Source organism: Chlorobium sp. KB01, assembly GCF_001975465.1.
Lineage (GTDB): Bacteria > Bacteroidota > Chlorobiia > Chlorobiales > Chlorobiaceae > Chlorobium.
The window spans coordinates 35149-59322 of the sequence record NZ_MPJE01000083.1; the positions used below are offsets into that span (position 1 = coordinate 35149).

Annotated in this window: 26 protein-coding genes; 5 read left to right on the top strand and 21 right to left on the bottom strand. The window is 50.4% G+C overall.

Going from position 1 to position 24174, the window contains the following annotated elements:
- Window positions 1-139: 139 nt before the first annotated feature.
- The 13 genes from BOO20_RS09340 to bchF all read right to left on the bottom strand — a co-directional run bounded on the left by BOO20_RS09340 (window position 140) and on the right by bchF (window position 12081).
- Window positions 140-355, bottom strand: a complete 216-nt coding sequence (locus tag BOO20_RS09340; protein ID WP_006365292.1) for a hypothetical protein — start codon at window positions 353-355, stop codon at window positions 140-142.
- 115 nt (window positions 356-470) lie between these two features.
- A complete protein-coding gene (locus BOO20_RS09345) occupies window positions 471-1886 on the bottom strand; it encodes a mannose-1-phosphate guanylyltransferase/mannose-6-phosphate isomerase (RefSeq protein WP_076792275.1) in 1416 nt (471 codons plus the stop codon).
- Window positions 1887-1904: 18 nt separating this feature from the next.
- On the bottom strand, window positions 1905-2885 hold the full coding sequence (galE, locus tag BOO20_RS09350; protein ID WP_076792276.1) for a UDP-glucose 4-epimerase GalE: 981 nt from the start codon (window positions 2883-2885) through the stop codon (window positions 1905-1907).
- 33 nt (window positions 2886-2918) lie between these two features.
- Entirely contained in the window at window positions 2919-3968 is a 1050-nt protein-coding gene (rfbB, locus tag BOO20_RS09355) for a dTDP-glucose 4,6-dehydratase (protein ID WP_076792278.1), read from the bottom strand.
- Between the two features lie 26 nt (window positions 3969-3994).
- Entirely contained in the window at window positions 3995-4867 is an 873-nt protein-coding gene (rfbD, locus tag BOO20_RS09360) for a dTDP-4-dehydrorhamnose reductase (RefSeq protein ID WP_076792279.1), read from the bottom strand.
- A gap of 49 nt (window positions 4868-4916) precedes the next feature.
- Window positions 4917-5345 carry a HEPN domain-containing protein gene (locus BOO20_RS09365; protein ID WP_076792281.1) on the bottom strand — a complete coding sequence of 143 codons (429 nt, stop codon included), beginning with the start codon at window positions 5343-5345 and terminating at the stop codon, window positions 4917-4919.
- A gap of 64 nt (window positions 5346-5409) precedes the next feature.
- On the bottom strand, window positions 5410-5916 hold the full coding sequence (locus BOO20_RS09370; RefSeq protein ID WP_076792283.1) for an LptE family protein: 507 nt from the start codon (window positions 5914-5916) through the stop codon (window positions 5410-5412).
- A gap of 13 nt (window positions 5917-5929) precedes the next feature.
- The gene (locus BOO20_RS09375; RefSeq protein ID WP_076792284.1) at window positions 5930-6754 is read right to left on the bottom strand and encodes an SDR family NAD(P)-dependent oxidoreductase; all 825 of its coding nucleotides are present in this window, start codon (window positions 6752-6754) and stop codon (window positions 5930-5932) included.
- A gap of 23 nt (window positions 6755-6777) precedes the next feature.
- Window positions 6778-8079 carry a RuBisCO large subunit C-terminal-like domain-containing protein gene (locus BOO20_RS09380; protein ID WP_076792286.1) on the bottom strand — a complete coding sequence of 434 codons (1302 nt, stop codon included), beginning with the start codon at window positions 8077-8079 and terminating at the stop codon, window positions 6778-6780.
- A 131-nt stretch (window positions 8080-8210) separates the two neighbouring features.
- Window positions 8211-9092 (bottom strand): 3-hydroxy-5-phosphonooxypentane-2,4-dione thiolase, encoded by an 882-nt coding sequence (gene lsrF / locus BOO20_RS09385; protein WP_076792287.1) that lies wholly within the window; start codon window positions 9090-9092, stop codon window positions 8211-8213.
- Window positions 9093-9148: 56 nt separating this feature from the next.
- The gene (locus BOO20_RS09390) at window positions 9149-11266 is read right to left on the bottom strand and encodes a bifunctional aldolase/short-chain dehydrogenase (RefSeq protein ID WP_076792289.1); all 2118 of its coding nucleotides are present in this window, start codon (window positions 11264-11266) and stop codon (window positions 9149-9151) included.
- An 81-nt stretch (window positions 11267-11347) separates the two neighbouring features.
- Window positions 11348-11566, bottom strand: a complete 219-nt coding sequence (locus BOO20_RS09395; protein ID WP_040432820.1) for a hypothetical protein — start codon at window positions 11564-11566, stop codon at window positions 11348-11350.
- 41 nt (window positions 11567-11607) lie between these two features.
- Complete coding sequence (gene bchF / locus BOO20_RS09400) at window positions 11608-12081, bottom strand: 2-vinyl bacteriochlorophyllide hydratase (protein WP_076792291.1); 474 nt, start codon at window positions 12079-12081, stop codon at window positions 11608-11610.
- 54 nt (window positions 12082-12135) lie between these two features.
- Between bchF and BOO20_RS13280 the strand changes: the two genes are divergently transcribed.
- Window positions 12136-12258, top strand: a complete 123-nt coding sequence (locus BOO20_RS13280) for a hypothetical protein (protein ID WP_255372206.1) — start codon at window positions 12136-12138, stop codon at window positions 12256-12258.
- A 175-nt stretch (window positions 12259-12433) separates the two neighbouring features.
- Entirely contained in the window at window positions 12434-12940 is a 507-nt protein-coding gene (gene recX / locus BOO20_RS09405; RefSeq protein ID WP_076792310.1) for a recombination regulator RecX, read from the top strand.
- On the opposite strand, the gene pyrH is transcribed toward recX, so the two are convergent.
- The 5 genes from pyrH to rplM all read right to left on the bottom strand — a co-directional run bounded on the left by pyrH (window position 12922) and on the right by rplM (window position 16411).
- Window positions 12922-13641, bottom strand: coding sequence for a UMP kinase (pyrH, locus tag BOO20_RS09410; RefSeq protein ID WP_076792292.1), 720 nt, complete (start codon window positions 13639-13641; stop codon window positions 12922-12924). The genes recX and pyrH overlap by 19 nt on opposite strands.
- An 88-nt stretch (window positions 13642-13729) precedes the next feature.
- Window positions 13730-14596, bottom strand: coding sequence for a translation elongation factor Ts (tsf, locus tag BOO20_RS09415; protein ID WP_076792294.1), 867 nt, complete (start codon window positions 14594-14596; stop codon window positions 13730-13732).
- Window positions 14597-14631: 35 nt separating this feature from the next.
- On the bottom strand, window positions 14632-15387 hold the full coding sequence (gene rpsB, locus BOO20_RS09420; RefSeq protein ID WP_076792295.1) for a 30S ribosomal protein S2: 756 nt from the start codon (window positions 15385-15387) through the stop codon (window positions 14632-14634).
- 167 nt (window positions 15388-15554) lie between these two features.
- Window positions 15555-15944 (bottom strand): 30S ribosomal protein S9, encoded by a 390-nt coding sequence (gene rpsI / locus BOO20_RS09425; RefSeq protein WP_076792297.1) that lies wholly within the window; start codon window positions 15942-15944, stop codon window positions 15555-15557.
- A 17-nt stretch (window positions 15945-15961) separates the two neighbouring features.
- Window positions 15962-16411, bottom strand: a complete 450-nt coding sequence (rplM, locus tag BOO20_RS09430) for a 50S ribosomal protein L13 (protein WP_006365311.1) — start codon at window positions 16409-16411, stop codon at window positions 15962-15964.
- A 151-nt stretch (window positions 16412-16562) separates the two neighbouring features.
- On the opposite strand from rplM, the gene der reads away from it, so the two are divergent.
- The 3 genes from der to BOO20_RS09445 all read left to right on the top strand — a co-directional run bounded on the left by der (window position 16563) and on the right by BOO20_RS09445 (window position 19434).
- On the top strand, window positions 16563-17876 hold the full coding sequence (gene der, locus BOO20_RS09435; RefSeq protein WP_076792298.1) for a ribosome biogenesis GTPase Der: 1314 nt from the start codon (window positions 16563-16565) through the stop codon (window positions 17874-17876).
- 74 nt (window positions 17877-17950) lie between these two features.
- A complete protein-coding gene (locus BOO20_RS09440) occupies window positions 17951-19057 on the top strand; it encodes an Mrp/NBP35 family ATP-binding protein (RefSeq protein ID WP_076792300.1) in 1107 nt (368 codons plus the stop codon).
- A 116-nt stretch (window positions 19058-19173) separates the two neighbouring features.
- Window positions 19174-19434 (top strand): NifU family protein, encoded by a 261-nt coding sequence (locus tag BOO20_RS09445; RefSeq protein WP_076792301.1) that lies wholly within the window; start codon window positions 19174-19176, stop codon window positions 19432-19434.
- 158 nt (window positions 19435-19592) lie between these two features.
- On the opposite strand, the gene BOO20_RS09450 is transcribed toward BOO20_RS09445, so the two are convergent.
- From BOO20_RS09450 to BOO20_RS12775, 3 genes are all read right to left on the bottom strand, one after another.
- A complete protein-coding gene (locus tag BOO20_RS09450) occupies window positions 19593-22022 on the bottom strand; it encodes a DNA translocase FtsK (RefSeq protein ID WP_083694627.1) in 2430 nt (809 codons plus the stop codon).
- A 36-nt stretch (window positions 22023-22058) separates the two neighbouring features.
- A complete protein-coding gene (gene gcvT, locus BOO20_RS09455) occupies window positions 22059-23156 on the bottom strand; it encodes a glycine cleavage system aminomethyltransferase GcvT (RefSeq protein WP_076792303.1) in 1098 nt (365 codons plus the stop codon).
- A 561-nt stretch (window positions 23157-23717) separates the two neighbouring features.
- Window positions 23718-24101: a hypothetical protein gene (locus BOO20_RS12775; protein ID WP_144277147.1), complete on the bottom strand. Its 384-nt coding sequence runs from the start codon at window positions 24099-24101 to the stop codon at window positions 23718-23720.
- Window positions 24102-24174 lie beyond the last annotated feature (73 nt).

Genomic DNA, 24174 nt, shown 5'->3' on the forward strand with positions numbered 1-24174 from the left:
GCTCGAAATCCTCAAGTACTCCTTGTACATTCCGGTTTCTGCGCTCCGTCCGCCTCGTACTCAAACCGCTCACAACAATTTATAGAGGTGCCTTTTAAATATCTGAAACGGCAAAAGACAACCGTAAAAATTCCTATTCTTACTTTTTACCGCCGAGAGTTGAATTTACGCCGTCAAGAATCTGTTTTGCTACCACCGTCAGGGAATCAAGCGTCTGGGCAACGATCTTGCTCAGGGGGGTCAGCGTACTGTCAAGTAGAGTGCCAACACCGACCAGAATTGTCGAAAAATCACCTTTGACAACATCACCCTGGCGCTGCTGAGCCTGTCCGGAAGATTTGATTTCTTCAGCCATATTAAAGGAATATTTAGATTTAACAGGTTTAACGCCAACTAAACAATAATCTTAAAATGTACTATTTTTAATCATCCCGTCAAAGAAATTCAAAAACAAAGGAGCCTGCCCTGTTTTACTGCCGGCCGTAACGATCCTCCACACGAACAATATCATCCTCTCCAAGGTACCCGCCTGTCTGTACCTCAATCAGTTCAAGAGGCACCTGAGCAGGATTCTCAAGACGATGAAAGGAGCCTACAGGAATATAGGTTGATTGATCCTCATGAAGTTCGATTGTTCGATCCTCTACAGTCACCAGAGCTCTTCCCCTGACGACAATCCAGTGTTCGGCACGATGCCGATGCTTCTGAAGCGAAAGCGCCGCACCGGGGTTCACCGTAATGCGTTTGACCTTGAAGCGGCCCGATACATCGACCGTTTCATAGGAACCCCATGGACGGTAGACCCTGCGGTGCATAACAGCTTCATCACGCTCCTTGCGGTTAAGCTGTTCAACCAGCAACTGAACATCCTGAACCCGATCCTTCGCCGCTACAAGCACCGCATCAGCGGTCTCTATAATAATGTGATCCTCAAGACCAACTGCGGCAACAAGACGGCTGGTTGCATGGATATAGCTGTTGCGGACATCATGCAGCAGCACATCGCCCTTCTTCACATTGCCCGCTTCGTCCCGCTCATGCACATCCCAGAGCGCTGACCATGCACCGATATCACTCCATCCTGCATCAAGGGGAACGAGTAGTGCCCGTCCGGTTTTTTCCATCACTGCATAGTCAATGGAATCAGAGGGGGAGGATTGAAATGCTTCCGCATCCAGTCTTAAAAAATCGAGATCTTCAACAGCTTTCTCAATAGCCTCACGGCATGCACCGAGTATCGACGGGGCATACATTTCGAGTTCCTGCAGATAGCTTTCAGCCCTGAAGAGAAAAATGCCGCTGTTCCAGAAGTAGTCGCCCGAAGCAAAAAAGCGCTCTGCGGTCTGCTGGCAGGGTTTCTCGACAAATTCAAGAACAGGATAAGCTCCGTTATACGCTTCACCTTTAAGCGATGCCCGGATATAGCCATAACCGGTTTCAGCAGAGAGCGGAACAACGCCGAAAGTGACCAGCGCACCCTCCCGGGCGGCAGCGCTTCCGGAAAAGATCGCCTCACTGAATGCCTGCGGGTCAAGAATGACGTGATCAGCAGGCAAAACAAGCATCAGGGCGCCGGGATGCTTCCTTGCAATAAGAAGAGCCGCTGCCGCAGATGCCGGAGCCGTATTGCGCCCCGTCTGCTCAAGAATGATTTCCCCGATTTCAGCCTCTATCTCCCGGAGCTGCTCGGCTACAAGAAATCGATGGCTTTCATTACAGACAGTATAAACAGGGCCCAGGTCATCAAGCAGGGAAAGGCGTAACACGGTATCCTGCAGCATGCTCTTCTCTCCGATGATCGAGAGAAACTGCTTGGGATACAACGCCCTGGAAAGAGGCCAGAGTCTTGTGCCGGAACCACCGCTGAGAATCACAGGAATAATCATGGATAGAGCGCGAATAGCTTAATGGCGGGCAAATTTCTCATACATTTTCCAGGTCGAGGAGACAAGGGTATCAACATCACTGTACTTCGGCACCCACCCGAGCAGCTCCCCTGCCTTTGCCGCGGACGCCACCAGTTCTGCAGGATCGCCGGCTCTCCTGCCGGTAATCTCTGAAGGAACAGCCTTTCCGGTAAGAGCGCGAACCCGCTCCAGCATTTCAAGGACACTGACACCCTTCTGGCTTCCGAGATTGACCGTAATGCTCCGGTCATGCTTCCGGATATATTCAAACGCGGTGACATGAGCTTCCGCCAGATCACTGACATGAACATAATCCCGTATGCAGCTTCCGTCCCTGGTCGGATAATCATCACCGTAAACGAAGAGCCTGGGACGGATACCTGCCGCGGTTTCCATCACGATCGGCAGCAGATTTTCAGGATTCAGCTCAAGACCTTTGATTCGTCCCTGAACATCATAACCGGCCGCATTGAAATAGCGGATTGCCGCATAGCGCAGACCTTTCAGCCGGTCATACCAGCCGAGCATCCGCTCGATTTCGAGCTTGGTATAGCCGTAAAAATTTTCCGGCTCCTTCGGGTGCTCTTCATCGATAGGCAGATATTGGGGGGCTCCATAGACCGCTGCCGAAGAGGAAAAGATAATCGGAGAGAGGAATGCAGCTGTCGCCTCATTAAGGATGTTTATCGTACCGGCAATATTTGCCTCGGCATAGCGTTCCGGATGGAGCATAGACTGACCGGCAGCTTTCAGGGCCGCGAGGTGTATACAGCCGTCAAATCCTCCGCCGGTCATAACCGCGCGCAGCTGCGCGGGATGCATGATATCTCCATGCACAAACTGAGCCTCTTCAAAGAGATTCTCCCTCAAACCGGTCTGAAGATTATCAAAAACCGTAACACGGTATCCACGATCAAGAAAAGCTCTTGTAACATGACTGCCGATATAGCCTGCACCACCGATAACCAGAATTCGCATAGGAAAAACTGTTCACTGTTTGTTGTAATGCTGTCACTTCACGCCATACATCTTCTCGTAATAGTGCTGATAACTGCCGGAGGTCACATTGTCAAGCCACTCCTGATTTGCAAGATACCACTCTACGGTCAGCTCAAGCCCTTTTTCAAAGGAGATCGAAGGAACCCATCCGAGTTCCCTTTGCAGCTTCGATGAGTCAATAGCATAACGAAGGTCATGGCCTGCCCGGTCGGTAACGTAGGTGATGAGTTTTTCCGACTCACCCGCCCCGCGGCCAAGCTTCCGGTCCATAATCCGGCAGAGCTGCCTGATCAGGTCAATGTTTGTCCACTCGTTATGACCGCCGATGTTATAGGTCTCGCCGCTCCTTCCCCGATGATAAATGACATCGATTGCCGCGGCATGGTCAACCACCCAGAGCCAGTCCCGCACGTTCTCCCCCTTTCCATAGACCGGAAGCGGCTTGTTGTTGCGGATATTATTGATAAACAGCGGAATGAGTTTTTCGGGAAACTGGAAAGATCCGTAGTTGTTTGAACAGTTGCTGATCACAACCGGAAGGCCGTAGGTATCATGATAGGCCCGGACAAAGTGATCCGAAGCGGCTTTGGATGCGGAGTAGGGACTGTGGGGATCGTAAGCGGTCTCTTCGGTAAAGAGTCCTTCAGCTCCAAGGGAGCCGTAAACCTCATCGGTTGAAATATGGTAGAATCGTTTTCCCTCCATCTCACTCTGCCACGAGGCCTTTGCGGCATTGAGCAGATTGACCGTGCCAAGAACATTGGTCACCACAAACTCCGTCGGGTTGGCAATCGAACGATCAACATGCGACTCGGCCGCCAGATGAATCACTCCGTCAAACCGCTGCTCCTCAAAAAGTCTCAACAGGAAGGGGCTGTCGGTTATATCCCCTTTTATAAAACGGTAGTTCGGCAGAGCATCAACATCCGAAAGGTTGGCAAGATTTCCGGCATAGGTAAGGCTGTCAAGGTTGGTGACCGTGTATGAGGGGTAGCTCTTCAGAAAGTGCCTGACGACATGTGAACCTATGAATCCTGCTCCTCCGGTGATCAGTATATGCATTGTTTCCTGTTATAAAGGTTACTCGTTCATGTTGCTTCCCGCTGCATCTCCCTGAGCATGGTTGCCAGTGATCTGCGCCAGTAAGGAATTTCCACTCCCCATGATTTTTTTATAGCCGACTTGTTCAGTACGCTGAAGCCCGGCCTCCTTGCAAGAGTCGGGTATTCGCTGCTCTCTACCGGCAAAACGCGACAGGAGAGTCCAGCAAGCTCCATAATGGCTTCAGCAAAATCATACCAAGAGCATACTCCTTCGTTGGAGTAATGATAGGTCTCGCCGTAGCAATGCGACAGGTCACAGCGATCCAGAATCGAGGCAATTGCCGAGGCGAGATCAGCCGCACAGGTCGGCGTGCCGATCTGATCAAACACTACAGTAAGCGAGGACTTTTCTGCGCCGAGCCGAAGCATGGTTTTGACAAAGTTACTGCCATAAGGGGAGTAGAGCCAGGATGTTCTGATAATCAGGTGTGACGGGCCGATCCTGCGGACAGCCTCCTCCCCTTCCCATTTGGAAAGGCCGTAAACACTTGCCGGCGAAACCCGGTCACTTTCCCGGTAAGGAGCGTTTGACTCTCCGTTAAAAACATAGTCGGTCGAAATATGTACTAACAGGGCATTTCGATCTTTGGCACACCGGGCAAGCACGGCGGGACCATCCCTGTTCACCAGAAAAGCCGATGCGGAATCCGACTCAGCCTTGTCTACGGCAGTATAGGCCGCACAATTGACAATCGCCTGAATCGAGTGAAGCCGGCAGATCTCTTCCACCTGAGCGGCATTCGTAATATCGAGTTCGGGAAGATCATAAAAATAATAGTGATGACTGCCTGTCAGCCCCGAAACCCGTTTCAGTTCTGAACCAAGCTGGCCTCTGCTGCCGGCAACAAGAATATTCATGCACAAGTACAATCAAAAATTACAATCGGACGAAACAGCCCTGAAAAAGTTATTTAGCCAGTTCAGCAATTTCGGTACTCACCCGCATGCATTTGCGGGCAGCTTCGATTGCCGCCACACCTTTCTCTTCATCAAAGATCTTCCAGGGAAGCCGGAACTCCGCCTCATCACCATATTTCGCCAGCATTTTCAGATGTGAATCATATTTCTGCAAATCCGGAAGTATCTCTTCAATCAGAGCTGCTATCTCTTCCGAAACCGTTCCTTCGGATATAAGCCGGGAGAGATGCAGCCCCGGTTTATGCGTAAGGGAGGAGACACCAAAGAGCATCAGGATTGCAAGCCCGGTATTTTCAATGACCAGTATGGAGTGCGAAACACAGGTACGCCAGCGTTTGAGGGAATAATCCAGTTCAGCCTCTTCAAGAAAACCGCGGGCGAGTTCGAAACGGTATCCTATTTCCTTTCCTGATTCCATGATAACTCCTCCGTTAACTATACCAGCATATTGATAAAAACAGCCATAAAATTCTCCGGAACACCTACCAACCCGAAACAACCCGATCGAAAACCGCATCAACAATCTGACCGAGACAGAAACGGATTGCCTCCTCTCTTGCAACGTAATTACCAACGGGATAATCTGCAAATCCTGTGAAGGATTGATTAAAGAGTGTTTTTTTGTCGATTCGATTGCTCATGCTGACCTGAACGGTTAGCACAAGACGGTTCGTTATCGCCCGCTCCGTCCGGCTGGAAAGCTGACCGGGATAATCGAAAAAAGAGGTAATAACCCCATCAAGCAGAGCATCTGCCCCTGCAATGGATGGAATAACCTGAAAGCTGCTCTGAGCTTCCAGCCTGTCAGCAAGAGCTTTCGACAGCTCACCCCTGAACTGCGCAATACCTGCTCCCGAGCGATCATCAAAAACCGGAACGGCTATGGTTTTCATGTTCGGAGCAAGTGATCCGCCGGTAAAGCTGTAGCAACCCTGAAGGGTAACCATAACAAGAAAGAGCACACTTACCGGGGTACCTCTTTTCAGCATGACAATCCTCTTTTTACCAGGTTCGACAATCAATTCTGTGCAGTATTTTACGGAAGGGCCAGGTCAGGAGCAACCATTTTTTTCTGCGTCCGTCAAGAGCCGAGAGATAGATCCCTGTTTTTGTGTCACTCCAGGCTGAAGCAAGCTTCACGGCAAGCTTTGCTGCAACGGAAGGCGGCTGGGCAAAAATATCAAGAATGGTGTTGAAGGTGGCCAGCTGCCGCTGAAGTTCATGCGTAGGATGTTCTGCACTGACCATTCCGGTACGAACCAGGCCCGGATGGAGCAGCATCACCGAAATGCCGGTATGCCGGTACTCTTCTGCCACGGCATAGGTAAATCGGGCGATGGCAGCTTTGGTTGAGCCGTAGGCACTTATCCAGGGCGTATTGGAACTCCGGTCGGTACCGGAACCTGCCATATTGATAACTTTTCCTTTCCGGTTCTCCCTGAGAAAATAACCTATTGCCGCACGGGTTCCGTTATAGGTCCCTTTAAGGTTGGTGTCAACAACCCTGCCCCACACTTCAGGGTCACTGTCGGTGATACTCCCGAACGGGTCCGAAATGCCCGCATTGTTGATAAAACAGTCTACCCTTCCGAAGCGCTCAACCGCCGCTTTGAGCAGATGCTCCATCTCGGAGAGAGAAACAACATTGCAGACACAGCCATAGGCACAATCCTTCGGAAATTCGGCAACAGCTGCATCAATATTGGCTTTTGATGCCGAGGTTATAACCACCTTTGCCCCCTCGCGTACAAACTCATGGGCGATAGCTTTACCGATCCCTCTGGTAGAACCGGTAATAACGGCAACCCTCTCGTCGAGCAGACCCATAAGCAGACCTCCGCCTTTGCTCCTTATTTTTTCCCCTGCGCCCCGTCGATCATGGCCTGAAGCTCAGGATGACCGGCAGCATAACGCTCAAGCGAAATACCCTCTTTGATAGCGCTCCATGCCTGGCGGATACTTGCCGCTCCCGCCTTTGGTCCCATGGGATGACCGAAAACGCCCCGGCCGGGCACAAAGCCGAAATCAACACTGCCGACCTTGCGGTAAACCGTTTCAAGCGTCAGTGCAGAATCGCTTCCGCCGGGAACAGGAAGGGAACGACGGATATGACCGAAATCCTGAAGACACTCGGCAATATTCTCCTGTACCTCCTCTTCGGGGGTCATCATCCTGCTGCCGAATCCGGGCATAATAATCGAGTCAAGACCGGCAAGACGCTGCAGTTTGGTCATCACCTTTGAGTGAATGCCATATTTTTCCATCCGGCTGAATGCAGCAATAAAGGGAAAGTGACCGATAAGAGGGACTTTTGTATGGCGGGCAAGCATTCTGACAGCACTGAGCCCGACAGGCAGCGCATTGACAAGCAGGGCATTGGCGCCGTTACTGACCGCTATATCGTGCTGCTCAATCAGACGGTCAACCTCATCCGTAACATTGGCAAGATAAATTTTCGGCTCTCCGGTCTGCTTCTCCGCCCTCCTCCTCGCTTCACCAAGCACTCGGGAACGCTCCACCAGTGTTGACCAGTCAACATCAGCAAGCATCTCGTCATCCTTTGCTATATCAAGACCGCCAAGCCAGCTCTGGAAGGCTATTTCAGCAAACTCATCAGGACTGAGACCGATGTTCGGTTTCACCACACCGAAAAATATCGGACGGTCATAGGCCTGCAGAAGATCACGGATACCCTCGACACCGAATTTCGGCCCGTCAAACTCCTGAAGATAGGAGTCAGGAAAACCGATATCAAGCAGTTTGACGACAGGCACTCCCGGAGTAAAAAAGACCCCTTCGCCACACACTGCGGAGAGCAGGTTCGGCAGTTTCGGGCCGAAATTGCGGTGTGGATGAGCAATGGTGATACGACAGGCGTGTATTGGACCGGTTTCGGAGTGCTTGACCGGATAGCTCAGCTCCTGTAGCTCGCCCTCCACCGTCAGATTGATGACTTTGGCCGCATACCTCGGGCGGAAATCCTCATCATAATCAACACGCTTCCACTGAGCAGTCGATTGCTCACTGCAAAAATGCGCAAGCGCCGTCTCGATATCACCCACGCACTCAAGATAGTAATCGAGCGTCAGGTAGTCAGCCATGTCAAGCTGCTCCCTGGAGGTAAAAAATCCCTTGATATCATCAATATTCATAAAAATACGTCATACGCCCCGACTGCACACTGCACGCAATTGACACGGGGGTTCCATTAAAAAAATAAAACGGTGAAAAAATGCCGCGACACAGCACTCCACTCTGTCGCAGCACCGGAGCACTCTTTATGTTATCCTTCCGACTTGATGTCATTGAAATAGGCAAACGCATCTTCCGGAGCCAGTTGCTCATGCACAACCTTGTTTACGGCTTTCATCATGGCCAGCGGAGCGTCACTCTGGAAAATATTGCGACCCATATCTACTCCCGCAGCACCCTCCTGGATGGCATGCGAACACATGGTAAGCGCTTCGAGTTCGGAAATTTTCTTGCCTCCGGCCATAACAATCGGAACCGGACATGAAGCTACCACGGTTTCAAACTCTTCGGGGACATAGTAGGTCTTGACGATCTGTGCTCCGAGCTCTGCCGAAATCCGGCATGCAAGCCTGAAATATTTGGCATCACGAACCATATCCTTGCCGACAGCCGTCACGGCCATGGTGGGAATCCCGTAACGCAGGCCCATATCAACAAGTCTGGTCATATTGCGCACTGACCGGGTTTCGAACTCACCGCCAATAAAAACCTGGAGGGTTATGGCGGCAACATTCATGCGAATGGCATCTTCAATATCAACGGCAAGCTCTTCGTCCGAGAGCTCCTTGAGAATGCTCGGCCCGCCGCTGCAGCGCATCACGATAGCCTTGTTCAGTGTCGGAGGGACAGTCGTGCGAAGAATGCCTCTTGTCAGCATGATGGCATCAGCATGCGGCATGAGCGGCACAATATTGACATCCGGACGTTCAAGACCGGTGGTCGGGCCCTGAAAGTAACCATGATCAATAGCAAACATGACTGTTTTTCCGGTATCGGGCCGGAAAACCCTCGAAAGCCGGTTTTTCATCCCCCAGTCAACCGAGTGGGCACCTTTGAGGAAAAAACCGTAGTTGTTAACCGGGATATCGGTATAGTACTCTTTTGCCTGTTTGTCCTTGTCGTATTCCGCCATGATGAAGGGTCTCCTCTGTTCAGTTGTAGTTGTTTATAGTGAACCTGTTCTCTCTTTCAGCGAAGGGCCGCTGCAATATTGCCGCCATCGACTGTTGTGATTGAGCCTGTCGTTCTGGTTTCCAGAGCCAGATGCACAAATGCCTCTGCAACATCCTCAGCGGTAACCTCAAGCTGCAGGAGGTTTCCTGCCATATACTCCTTCTCACTCAGACCGCGGGCAGTTGAGCGGGCCTTGATCATCTCTTCGGTAAGCAGACCGCTGCGAATTCTGTCGGCATTGATGCCGTTTGAACGGATGCCGTCACGACCGTGATCCAGGGCATATTGACGCACAAGAAACATCGTTGCCGCCTTCGGCAGTCCGTAGGGGCCGAAATCGGGACCGGGATTGACCGCCTGTTTTGATACGTTGAAAAGCAGAACACCGCCGATACCCTGAAGCTTCATCACCCGTACGGCCTCCTGGGCGATGGACTGGTGGGAAAAAAAGTTGAGTTCAAAGCTTTTGCGAAGTACCTCATCAGCCACTTCACCGATGCGCCCCTGAAGCGCAGCTCCGACATTGGAAACAATAATATCGACGCCGCCAAACCGTCGGCACGCCTCATCGAAAGCCGAACGGATCTCTTTGCGTGAGGTGACATCACAGGTCTTGACGAGTACATTGCCGCCGATAGACTCAGCCGCCCGTTCAAGCGCTTCAAGAGTAAGATCAAGCAGCACCAGCTCGGCGCCTCTCTGCCGGAAAGCTTTGGCCGTTGCAAGGCCGATACCGCTGGCGGCACCGGTTACCATCACGACTTTTCCCGCAAAAACATCATGATGAATCTTGTTCACCTTCTCCTGCTCCATATCCCAGTACTCAATCTCGAACGCCTCCCGGTCACTGATGGATTCAAATGTTCCGATTGATTCCGCGTCAAGTATGGCTGCTGCGGTACTTGTTGCAATATCGGCGTTGACTGCTGCAGAGCGGGCGGTTTTACCAAGGCCGAAAAGTCCGAGTCCGGGCACAAGCACCACTCCCGGAAGCGGATCAAGCATGCTGACCTTCATGCCTGAATCACGTTTCTCTGCTTCAAAGTATGCGGTATAGGCTTCACGATAGTGCGCTATAGCATCCACTACGGCTGCCTTGAACCCCGCAAGATCGTCAGCATCAGGTGCCGGAACCACAAGTGGCTTGTTCTTGGTGCGGACAATAAAGTCAGGGGTCATTGCCCCCTTCTGACTCATCCCGATAAGATCCCTGCAGTTGACATAGTCAAGAATTTCCGGCGAGGTTCGGAAATCAAGAATAAACTGATGGAACTCCCTGGTTCCCGGTGACTTCTCCTCAACGCAGGCGCCCCGAATGATCGGAGCAGCATCTTCTACTGAAGCAACTGCTGACGGAAGAGTGACCTTCGGAAAGGCTTTTCTGCCTGTTGCTGCAATCCGTTTTTCAAGCCTGCTGACGGCATCAATCATGCGGGTGTATGCCTCTTTGGCGGTAGTGCCGAAGGTAACCAGACCATGTTTCTGCAGAACCAGCCCCTCGATCTCCGGATTTGCCTCATAAACAACTGCCGCAGCACGGGCAAGTCCCATCCCCGGCTTGATATAGTCAACCGAGCCGAAACTCGCACCAAGCACATCACTGCAGAGCGCTTCACCATTCGGCTGATTGCTGAGCGTAAGCAGGGCAAAGGAGTGGGTGTGTAAAATGTACCGGTGCGGAAGAAATGCATGCAGCAGCGTCTCGATGGAAGGAGTCAGCCGATGCTGTGCCATATGGTCGGTAAGGCTGAAAAGGTTCAGAAGCAGAAGGTGCTTGAACTCCTTGGTTGAAAAACGCTGCAGCTCCTCCTCGCTTATCCGGTCATTTTGGTTAAAAAGCTGACCGAGTTTACGGAGGGGACGCAGTTTGACCGGAGTATAATCATGGGGGGTAACCTGGCTGAGATCAACTCCGCTGGCTTTGATCAGGAGCACTTCCGCCCTGTTACCGACCATATCAACCAGTTCACATTTGACAGAGGTGTTCCCTCCGCCATGAATCACCAGCGAACTTTCACTGCCAAGCAGGCGGGATGCATAGACCAGCCCGGCTAGTTCATTGGGCATCTCGGAAACTCCTTCATACTCTCTGAGAGAGCGTTGAAGATCAGCATCATTCCAGAGGTTCTGCATAGGATATTCATACTTCTCACACCGTCAGGCGCCGATGTGTATTGTTGATAAATTACGACAGGAGGGAACGGGACTCCCTTTTCAGGAGCGCTTTGCCTGTTTCTTGTTATGCCACTCTTCAATAAAAAAACCGGCTCCGTAAATGAGCAGAAAACCCGGAATAACCACACTGAGAAAGGTGATTTTGTCTCCGATGTTCTGCAGCTGACCCGACGACCAGATCATCCAGACAAGCACATACCATGCAGGTCCGACAAAGAGAAAGGTGGTATTCCAGAGTCTTTTAAAACTGTAGTTCATAACATATCGGGCATCTTGGGACAAAGAAAGTGCACAAAGAGTCAGATCCGGCCGTCAATCCGGAGTTTGCGCTCATTGAGTTTTTCAAGAATAATCCTGACAAGGTACTGCAATGCATTGATCACATAGGTGAAATAGGCCAGAAAAGCATCCCAGATAAGGACTTCCTGGGAATAACCAAGCCAGGCCAGAAAAAAGTAAAGGAGATGAAAAAAAGCAGCAACGGTACTGCCGATATCTTCCCAGAGAAACTCCTTGGAGTAGACCCATTGATCGAAAACCTCCTTTTCAAAAAACATCCCGGTAATGAACAGGAGCGCAAAAAAGAGTGTCTTGAAAAGAATGGCTATGCTGACCCAGTAAAAACCGGTAACAAACAGACCGTTGGCATAGAGCGCTGTAGTAGCAAGACCCGCAATAAAAAAGAGAAACTGAATCGGCGCAAGAATGATCTGTATATCGGTCCAGATTGAAGCGTTTCGTTTGGCAAGCTGTTCAGGGGTATAGCGAGGCATCTCTCTTTTACACTTGACGATAGTTGAAGAGCGATCGCACAGGTAACGATCTGCATGAAACTTAAAGCATTGAATATAGCAAAATTGAAGAGAGAGAAAAAGCCGGAACTCTTGCGCCCGCATCTCGGTATTGGTCAAAACACTCTGCAGCAGATGACCGCTCTCGCCGTATCATGAATAGGTGCCTGATAGCACCCTATCCGGGTGTAACGGTCAAGCTGAAAACGAGCAGTGTTTTACGAGTGCAAATGATGCTTTACAGGAATCACGCTTCATCGTACATTCAAGGGAGGAGTACATGCTCTTGCTTGAACAGGCTCTCTCAACAGATCAATTCAGAAAGAGAAACCATATGGCCGATAGAGACAAAGAGGGGGCGATGCTCTTCGCCGTGAAACTGCTTGGACTGCGCAGTCATAGCCGGGATGAGCTTGAGCGCAAACTCCGGAAAAAAGGGTATGACGTAAGCTGTATCGAAGCGGTAATGGAGAAGCTGACCCTTCAGGGCTTGATTGATGACCGGGTGTTCGGTGCGGAGTTTATCCAGAGTCGGTCAAGGAGGAAGCCTGCGGGAAAACTGAGAATGAGAAGCGAACTGAGAAAAAAAGGGGTTTCCGATACCATTATCACTACCCTCGTGAGTGCGATGAACTCAAGGGAACTCTGCATGAAAGCGGCGGAGAAAAAAATCAGATCCCTGCATGCACGCTCCGGAGCCGACAAAAAGAAGCGGCTTGAGCAGTTCCTGCACAACAGAGGATTTGAATGGCAGGATATACAGCCGGTAGTCAAGTCTTTGCTTGAGGCCGGCGGAGCCGGCCCGGACGATCAGGATCTCTCTCAGCAGGAATCACCATGAACCAGTGAGCCCACTTTTTCACCCTGAAGCAGGCGGGTGAAATTTCCTTTCACATTCATGTTCAGCACCACAATGGGCAGCACATTTTCACTGCAGAGCGTAATGGCGGTCATATCCATAACCTTGAGGTTTTTACGGATCACATCAAGATAGGAGATACTCGAAAAAAACTCCGCATGAGGATTTTTCTCGGGATCCGAATCGTAGATTCCGTCAACCCGGGTACCTTTGACGATAACATCGGCCTCTATTTCAATCGCACGAAGTGACGCTGCCGTATCGGTTGTAAAGTAGGGATTTCCTGTTCCGGCACCGAAAATAACCACCCTTCCCTTTTCAAGATGCCTCACCGCCCTGCGCCGGATAAAGGGTTCAGCCATCTGCTCCATCTTTATTGCTGTCTGCAGCCGGGTAAAGACACCTTTGCGCTCAAGTACATCCTGAAAGGCGAGAGAGTTTATCACGGTAGCAAGCATACCCATATAGTCTGCCTGTACACGGTCCATCTTCGCCGCCGCCTCGGAAACACCCCGAAAGATGTTGCCTCCACCGATCACAAGCGCTATTTCAGCGCCCAGCTCCCGTGCCTCCCTGATCTCCTCTGCGTATCGTTCAAGCATCTCGGCATTGAGACCGTAACCGTCCTCCCCTGCAAGTGCTTCACCACTTATCTTGAGCAAGATGCGCTTGTATTGCAGCATTTCCCTCTCCTCCTGAACAAAGAGTTAATAAATCAAATAAAAGATAAATAGAGGGCAAAAAAAAAGCCTCGAACAACGAGGCTTTTTTTTATTCTCCTATCTGACAGCGGACAAATTCAATAACATCAACTTTCGCCTGCTGCTGCTTCCTGAACTCGCCAAGAACATCGGCAACCTTGGTATTATTGTCCTTGATAAAGGATTGCTCGCTCAGCACTACCTCCTGATAATACTTTTCAAGCCTTCCGGTAACAATCTTGTCCACGAACTCCTCTTTCTTGCCTTGTCCGAGTGCCTGCTGGCGAAAGATCTCCGACTCTCTGGCAATATAATCAGCAGGAACCTTCGACCGGTCGGTAACAATCGGAGCCGCTGCAGCAACCTGCATGGCAAGATCTTTTGCCAGCTCCCCGAGCAGTTCAGGCTTGTCGGTAGCAACATGAATAATCGCTCCAAGCCGGGATCCAGGATGGATATAGGCCTCAACCAGACCGTCATGGGCATCACAGGAAACAAGACGCTTGAGAGCAATCTTCTCACCGAGCTTGCCGGTCATGGTCTTTATTGCTCCATCAACCGTTTCACCACCATAGGCTTCACCAAGAGTGAGTGTAAGCAAAGCTTCCGGAGAAGCGGCTCCGCTCGAAAGAGCCAGGTCGGCAAGCGCGGCAGCAAAAGAGGTGAAAACCTCACCGCGGGCAACAAAGTCGGTCTCGCAGTTAAGTTCAAGAATAACACCACTCTTGCGATCATCACCTATTTTAACCGTTACCATTCCCTCGTTGGCCTCCCTGTCCGCCCGTTTGGCGGCAAGAGCTGCACCCTTCTTGCGAAGATAATCGATAGCTTTCTCTATATCCCCTGCGGTTTCATCAAGGGCTTTTTTGCAGTCCATCATCCCTGCACCGGTAATATCACGAAGACTTTTTACGTCTTTTGCTGAAATCTGGCTCATTGAATATTTAACTCTTTAAGTATTATAAACGCTGCTTATTCGCTGATCTCTTCATCTTCGCCGTCCTCATCCTCTTCATCGAGATCGGCAAGAACCTCCTGCTCAAACTTCAGCTCTCTTGCTTTGAGGATCGTATCGGCAACGGCCTTGACCATAAGCTGTATCGAACGGATCGCATCATCGTTTGCAGGAATGACAAAGTCAACCTGCTCCGGATCACAGTTGGTATCGACCATGGCGATGATCGGGATGCCGAGTGAACGGGCCTCCTTGATGGCGATGTGCTCTTTCTTGATATCAACGATAAAGAGTGCTGCCGGAAGGCGTGTCATGGTAGCAATACCGCCGAGAATCCTCATCAGCTTCTCCTTTTCACGGCCAAGCATGAGACGCTCTTTCTTGGTAATCATATCGAAAGTACCGTCAGTCTCCATTCTGTCAATGGAGTTCATTCGTCTGATACTCTGGCGGATTGTAGAGAAATTGGTAAGCATACCGCCAAGCCAGCGCTCGCAGACATAGGGCATCCCTGCGCGTTCGGCTTCTGCGGCAATAATCTGTTTGGCCTGCTTTTTGGTACCGACAAACATGATCTCCCGGCCTGTCTGCGCAACAGCCTCAATAGCCTTGAGCGCTTCGTCGGCAAGAACAACCGTTTTCTGCAGATCAATAATGTGAACACCGTTCTTTTCCATGAAAATATACGGCTTCATTTTCGGACACCAGCGGCGTGCAAGGTGACCGAAGTGTACTCCTGCGCGGAGCATCTCTTCAAGCTGGAAATGCGACATCTCTTCTCTTCCTGTGGTTTAGTTATTCCTCTACCGTGCATCTACTGACCGGTATCCGGCGCCGGAGCGCCGGACACTTCCGGTAAGCTTCATCCCGATTGCGTCGGGATGAGCACGATATGTGAAGTTGTTTACTTAAATACAAAAGCAAGTACGGATAGCCGGGATTAACGCTTCGAGAACTGGAAACGTTTGCGGGCTTTTTTGCGACCGAATTTTTTCCGTTCTACCATACGCGGATCTCTGGTCAGAAGCTTCTCGGTTTTTAGGACAACACGGGCAGTTTCATCAAACTGGGTAAGAGCGCGGGCAATGGCAAGACTTACCGCTCCGGACTGGCCGCTTACACCGCCGCCCTGAACGTTGATCTTGATATCAAAATCCTCTGTTTTTTCTGTAAGCACAAGCGGACGGAGAGCCTGCTGACGCTTGAACTCATCCTTGAAATACTCTTCAACCGGCAGTTTGTTGATGATGATCCGACCTTTACCCGGGCTCAGAAATGCTCTTGCCACGGAGGTTTTACGGCGTCCTACTGTATCGATAACCTCTTTCATTACCTATTCTTTATGGTTTATTTTATTTTCATTTCAACAGGTACCTGCGCAGCGTGCGGATGCTCGGGGCCTGCATAGACCTTGAGTTTCCTGAAAAGCTGGCGGCCGAGATTATTGTGCGGCAGCATTCCCCAGACGGCATGCTCGATAACCTTCTCGGGCTTTTTCTTCAAAACATCCTTGACATGATCAATCTTGACGCCACCGGGATAGTGCGAATGCGAAAAGTAGGATTTCTGATCCTCTTTTTTACCCGTCAGGGCAACTTTTGCCGCATTGGTCACAACAATAAAATCACCGGTATCAATATGCGGCGTAAACTGCGCCTTATGCTTGCCCCGAAGGACCTTTGCGATTTCAGAAGCCATTCTGCCAAGGACCTGACCTTCTGCATCAATGATATACCACTTCCGCTCGACTTCAACAGGCTTGGCTGAATATGTTTTGAAACTTAACGTCTTGCTCATGCTGTACAATAGGATTAACTGGACTTTTCCGAAAAATAAAGTTCATCAATGTAAATTATTTCACTTAATTCTACAAATTATACCTTATATCTAAAAAGGAATTCCAGGGGAGTCCGGACCAACTTTTCTTACCAAGACTGCATCTGCTGTTATGAAGCCTTTAATCGCACTGGTGGGCCGACCCAATGTCGGCAAATCGACCCTTTTCAACAGAATCCTGCGCCAGCGAAGTGCCATTGTTGACAGTACGCCCGGCGTTACAAGGGACCGCCATATCGCAGATGGAGAGTGGCAGGGAAAACAGTTTCTCCTGATGGATACCGGCGGCTACAACGCCGAGAGCGACCTCATAAGCAAGGCGATGCTTGAGCAGACCCTGATGGCCATTCGCGATGCCGATATTATTGTTTTCGTCACCGATGCCCGTGCCGGACTCTCCTACGAGGATCTCGAACTCGGCAAGCTTCTGAAACGCAACTTCCAGAACAAGCAGCTCTTCTTTGCGGTCAACAAGGTCGAATCCCCCCAGCTCATTATCGAGGCAGAATCCTTTATCAGTACCGGTTTCACAAAACCATACTTCATCTCGGCAAAAGATGGCAGCGGGGTTGCGGATATGCTCGACGATATCCTTGAAACTTTCCCCGAACTTGAAGATATTCCTGATGAAAAGGACTCTGCCATAAGCCTTGCTATCGTCGGAAGGCCGAATGTAGGCAAATCAAGCTTTGTCAATGCGCTGCTCAATTCAAACCGCCATATCGTCTCAAGCATAGCGGGCACAACCCGTGACGCCATCGACAGCCGCTTTACCCGCAAAAAGCAGGAGTTCGTTCTGATTGATACCGCAGGATTGAGAAAACGAACCAAAATAGACCGGGGTATTGAGTATTACAGCTCACTGCGGACGGAGAAGGCTCTTGAGCGGTGCGATGTTGCTCTCGTCATGCTTGATGCCACACCCGGCATCGAAAAGCAGGATCTGAAAATCATCAATATGGCGGTCGAGAAGAAAAAAGGAGCACTCCTGCTCGTCAATAAATGGGACCTGATTGAAAAGGATTCAAAGACCAGCAAGATCTACGAGGATAATCTTCGCTCCAGCATGGGCAACCTCGGCTACATACCGGTGCTGTTTATTTCAGCGCTAACCAAAAAGAATCTCTACCGCGCCATTGATACCGCACAGCAGATCAGTGAAAGCCGCTCCCGGAAAATAAGCACCAGTGCCCTCAACCGCTTCCTTGAAGAGACTCTACAGCAAAAGCACCCGTCAAGCAGAACCGGCAAGGAGCTGAAAATCAAATATATGACCCAGATCGAATCCCACTGGCCGATATTTGCATTTTTCTGCAATGATCCGGAACTTGTGCAGACCAATTTCATCAAGTTTCTTGAAAAAAAGCTGCGTGAAACATTCTCGCTTGAAGGGGTACCGATTTCGCTTCGCTTCATGCAGAAATAGGGCGCAGGCACCCGCTGAAAGCTGATCATCTTTTTCTTCGAGAACCGCTCTTAACCATTAATCGCCACACTCGTATGTCCATAATAACAGAAGCGCAAATTATCGCAGCGCTCAGTACCGTCAATGACCCCGACCTGAACAGGGATCTCGTTACACTCAACATGATATCCGATGTCCGGATTGAGAGCGGAAACAGGGTTTCGTTTACGGTAATGCTTACCACACCGGCATGCCCGCTCAAAGAGCAGATCAAGCAATCCTGTATAGCGGCAGTCAACGCACAGGTACCGGGAGTTTCTGCCATTGAGGTAACCATGAGCTCGAAAGTCACCTCCTCCTGCGGCCATCACGGAGGTCACCATCACGGAGAGCCTCACACCTGCTGCAGCGAAAAACCACTGAAAAACGTCAAAAACATCATAGCCGTAGCATCCGGAAAAGGGGGAGTCGGAAAATCCACCTTTGCGGTAAACCTCGCAGTCACACTGGCCAAAACAGGAGCCAAAGTCGGCCTGATTGATGCCGACCTCTACGGCCCGAGCATTCCGACCATGTTCGGTCTCCTTGACGCAAAACCGGTAGTGGCGGAGAAGAATCTTGTTCCTCTTGAGAAGTTCGGAGTAAAACTGATGTCTATCGGCTTTCTGGTTGACACTGATACCGCAGTTGTCTGGCGAGGCCCGATGGCATCAAGCGCCATCAAGCAGTTCATCAATGAGGTTGAGTGGAAAGAGCTGGATTATCTGATTTTCGACATGCCTCCCGGCACCGGTGATATTCAGATCACCCTTGTCCAGACCCTTCCGCTGACCGGAGCGGTTATTGTTACAACACCACAGGACGTAGCGCTTGCCGATGTATCAAAAGCGGTCAGTATGTTCCGCAAGGTGGATGTTCCGATTCTCGGACTGGTAGAGAACATGAGCTACTACGAACTGCCGGACGGAACCAAAGATTACATTTTCGGCCACCACGGTGGCGAAATCTTTGCCAGAACCCATGGACTGGCCTTCCTCGGCGCAATTCCGATTGATCGGCAGGTGCGTGAAGGCGGTGACAGCGGAACACCCTATATTCTTGATCACCCCGGTTCGCCAACATCCGAAGCGGTCAACCGCGCAGCAATGGAAGTTGCACGAAGGGTCTCCATAACCAATGCAGAAAATGCCGCTGCGAAATAAGGTTCAGGAAATTAATAGCAATGTCCTGTTGTTTTTTTGCGTCGGAGGTTTAATATTAGTGCTTTGAATCTCCGACCGGACACTCTATTTCCAATCATTACAAAATCATTCAGATCATGAGCACCAGTAAGGAATATTTGCCTAACAGTGATGCGATTTACGACAGGGTTATAGCTGCACTTGAAACCGTACGCCCATACCTTCAGGTTGACGGTGGCGACTGCCAGCTTGTAGGAATTTCAAAGGATATGGTTGTTGATGTGAAGCTGCTTGGCGCATGCGGTTCATGCCCGATGAGCACACTCACCCTGCGTGCAGGCGTTGAGCAGGCAATCAAAAAGGCTAATCCCGAGATTGTCCGCGTAGAATCCGTCTAATCCCGTATAGATTAAGGCACCGCTATTGATTGTCGTGAGAAGCCCGGGAACAAGGCGGATGGAGCGCAGAAACCGGAATGTACACGCAGTACATGAGGATTTTGAGCACCACCCAACGCAGTAATCGGGTTTCGGAACAAATCAATAGTGGTGCCGGCTCAGGCGTCAAGATTTCTCAAGAGTAGCTCCAGGGAGTCCTCGTTATTGATGAGGACTTCCCTTGCTCTACTGCCGTCAGCTTCACTGACAATCCCGCTGAACTCAAGCTGGTCCATCACTCTTCCCGCACGACTGAACCCGAGCCTCAAACGACGCTGCAGAAGCGAAACACTGGCCTGCTGATGCATAACCACAAGACGTGCCGCCTCCTCAAACATGCTGTCCCTCCCATCCTTCTCCGTACTTCCGGATGACTGGGAACCGTTCCCTTTCTGGGAATCGGGAGCAGGAAGCACACAGAGATTCTTGAGCGCATGCTGGGAGCCGATAAAGGAGGTAATTGCCTCCACCTCTCCCGAGGAGACATAGGGCCCCTGAATACGCATCGCCTTTGGCTGGTCGGATGGCTGAAAGAGCATATCACCGTTTCCAAGAAGCTGATCGGCACCCGAGCTGTCGAGAATGGTGCGGGAATCAACCCTGCTTGCCACCTGAAAAGCAATTCGTGAAGGGAAGTTTGCCTTGATAATGCCGGTAATGACATCGACCGAAGGGCGCTGGGTGGCAACAATCAGGTGAATGCCGACAGCACGGGCAAGCTGGGCAATCCTGATGATCGGCTCTTCAACCTCTCGTCCGGCCGTAATCATGAGATCGGCAAGCTCATCAATGACCACAACAATATAGGGCAGCGCCTCTTCAGGGAAACGGCGGTTAAGGTCACCGATATTGCGCACACCCGCCTTTTCAAGGGTCTCATAACGCAGCTCCATCTCCTTGACCACACACCGCAAAGCATAGACCGCCTTCTGGGGATCGGTGATGATCTGCTCCTCAATACCGGGAAAACGCATGAGAAAATGGTTCTTCAGATGCTGGTACTGAAAGAGTTCAACCCGTTTCGGATCAACCATCACAAATTTGACCTTGTCAGGGCTGCATGCATAGAGCAGGCTTGATATGATAACATTGATACAGACCGACTTTCCGGCACCGGTTGCGCCTGCTATCAACAGATGCGGCATGGTCGCCAGATCAGCAATGTAGACCTCATTGGCAATGGTTTTGCCGAGTACAATCGGCAAAACCATCTTGCTGTTCTTGAATTTTTCAACCTGCAGCACCGAGCGAAGCCAGACCGTTTTCGGCTTTCCGTTGGGAATCTCGACTCCGACCGCATTTTTACCGGGAATAGGAGCAATGATCCTGATTCCACGGGCGGAAAGAGCCATGGCAAGATCATTCTCAAGGGATTTAACCCGGCTCACCTTTACATCCGGCGCAAGCTCCAGTTCAAACAGGGTCACACGCGGCCCGACAGTTGTCGATATTCTCTTGACCTCAATCTTGTAGATCGCAAGCTTCTCAAGCAGCTTCCGCTTGCTTTCGGCGAGGTGATGCTCATCGATATGGTCATTATCCTCGGGTACCTTTTCCAGCAGGTCAATCGAGGGAAAGCGGTAAGCTTCACGGTCCCTGGTCTGCACTTTCAGACGACGTTCATCAAGATCGGCCTCTTTTTCCCGAACGGTTTGATGAATAATCATCTCAGGCTCACCGGGAACCTGGGAGATCAACTGCTGCAGGGTGGTAGATGCGACCGGAGTTGCCGCCGGAGTTGCATCTGCCGGCAGAACAGGTTCATCATAAGTGAGCGGAACAGCCGGACGAGGCTCTTCCTTCGGTTGCATAACCGGTGCCGGTGCCGGAACAGATCGCATCTGCTCCTCCTTTTTCCGCAAGGCCTTTTCCTCTTTGACCCTTCTCTTTTCGGCCCTTTTTTCGCGCCGCTCTTCATTCCACACCCTGATGGCTTCAGCCGGAACGCTGGCCGCACTCATGACCGTAACAACAATCCGTGAGAGTGCCGCAAACACACTTTTACCCATATAGAAGGTGAGCACAACGGCAATCACACCGAGCAAAACCCATGCGCCGGTAAATCCTATGACCGTTGAAAGCAGTGCGGCAAGCATACGCCCGATTGTTCCGGCCATGACATCACTGAATGGAGCTGACGTGAGTCCGAACATGGAAGCCACAACAATCGAGATAACCACACTGTAAAGAAAAAAGAAGAGCGCAGGTTTGAGACTTTTTGCCCGAAGCAGTGACCAGCCCCAGAAAAACATGGACAGCACAGGCAGAATAACCGGATAACCAAGAAAGGAGTTGATAAAGAAGGCCGAAAGCCGCGCACCAAGAAGGCCGAAAGGATTATGGATACTCTCGGCAATATCACTGGCGGCTTTGCCGAATATATCATACCAGCGAAGAGCCGCAAAGCTCGCTTCATCATCGGGATGAAAACTCAGGATGGCACAGATCAGATAGAGAGAGCCCAGCATAAAAGCAATGCCGATGATCTCCTTTTTGAGCATCGTCCTGTCCGGAGCACTCCCTTTGGCTGCTTTTTTCTCTCTTTTCATTTTCACTGTGCTCTCACTCCTTGATAACTTGTACCGTCAACCCAGAGAGGTTGTAACAAACGGCAGACTCCTGATCACACCGCTGTGGAAACCGCCACGAACTTCTACAAAAATCGGTGTTCCCGGTTTTATATACTGGCGAACAATATTGCAGGTACCTACCGGCTCCTGCAGCGTCGGTGACTGGGTGCCGCTGCATACCCAGCCGATCTCCTGGCGGTCACTGTTATAGACCTTGAAATGCTGGCGGGGGAGCAGCCGACCTTCAAGCGAGAATCCGGCAACACCCCTCTGGAGGTTACTTTCAACCTGCTGGCAGGCCTCCTTGCCGATAAAATGCCCCTTCTCCATCTTGACCACCCACTTCAGACGGGCTTCAAGCGGATTGGTATCCTGATCAATCTCATGGCCGTAAAGTGAATAACCCATCTCAAGGCGAAGCGTATCACGGGCACCCAGACCGATTGGCTGAATACCATCCTCTTTTCCCGCCTCCATGAGCGCTTCCCATAACGGTTGCGCCTGTTCATTCGAAAGACAGATCTCAACACCCTGCTCTCCGGTATAACCGGTTCGTGCAATGATAGCCTCCGAACCATTGAACAGCGCACTGCAGAAGTGGAATGATCCAAGCGAGTTGACTTCAGCCGAAGGAAATACTCTCGAAAGAATATTCAGCGCCAGCGGCCCCTGCAGGGCAATCAGGGAGAGACGATCGGTATGATCTTCAAGCACAACACCGTCAAACGGGCCGATATGCTCCTGCAGCCAGGCATAATCCTTCGGGGCATTGCTTGCGTTGACAATGAGAAAAAAGGTTTCGCTGTCAATACGATAGATAATCAGATCGTCAACAATACCACCGCTTGGATAGAGCATGAGATTGTACTGTGCCTGACCGTCCTTGGCCTTGGAGATATCATTGGTCGTCACGGACTGAAGGAACTCCAGTGCTCTTTTGCCCCTGACATAAAAGTTGCCCATGTGGGAGACATCAAAAAGCCCCGCAGCGCTCCGCACTGCCCTATGCTCGGCAATAATGCCTGCATACTGAACCGGCATCAGATAGCCGCCGAAATCGATAATTTTTGCTCCGGCCTTCTCGTGCCAGGCGTACAATGCGGTTTTTTTCATAACTACCCTATACTAAAGTTGTTGAGCGGCATTGCCGCTGAGCGTAAAAAAACATCCTTAAAGAGAAAAATACGTTTTTTCCCGTGATACAGGAGAAACTGTTCATGGTAAAGCAAGGTATCCCATGCAAGTAAAGCCAATATACGAATCCTGATTTCCTGCAAAACAGAGCGGGGAAATATTTTTCAGCGGTCAAGCTACCTGACGAGGAGAATACAGTGCGGATGCGGTGGTTAGATGATGCACCGACATTATTCGATCAACTTAAAAAACGAGCAATTATGGCCTTACCTGCAGCATCTTCGGCATCATGGGATGCCTGAACGAAATAATAAATTGACAAGCAATTAGCGCTTCACCGAAAAAAAAGAAGCGAATTAAGCTTTTGGGCAGCGATCCACCAATTACACTATCCTCCATATTGATATTTTGGCACCGTTCTTTTTAAATGATAATGAGCCCCTAACAAGTCAGATTCGATTTCATGAAGCTGGTGTGGCAAAATTTTCAAGTCAAGAATAGAGACGTGAACCTCGTAATGCTCAAAATCCGATTTTATCTTCATAAGAACGGAATGGTTGTTGAATCTCTGCTTCGACAATTTGAAGTTTGACCGATATAAACAACATCGTTCACTTTCTTATCCACCATTTTATAGACACAGGGAAGGTCACTCAATTTTTGTAAAGATAATCCGGAACCTAACACTGTAGACCAATCAAGCCCCATCCAGTCCAAGTCAGTTGGAATACTGAACAATACGAGTGGCTTAGCAGAAGGCCCCGCAGCAGGATTTTGTATCTCTTTTGGTAGCTTCGATCCCCTAATTCCCCGACTCTTCGAAGTTGACTTTGAATATGCCTGATGAAAACGACCATAATTACATTGCGTCGAAACACCTGTAGTTATCCTGTGTCTCCATAACAAGTAATCTTCATAGCCCATGCGATCTCTCTTAGCCTGAATAATTCATGAGCAACGGGCGCAGGAGATTTTCGAAGTAAAAGTCCGATAGCGC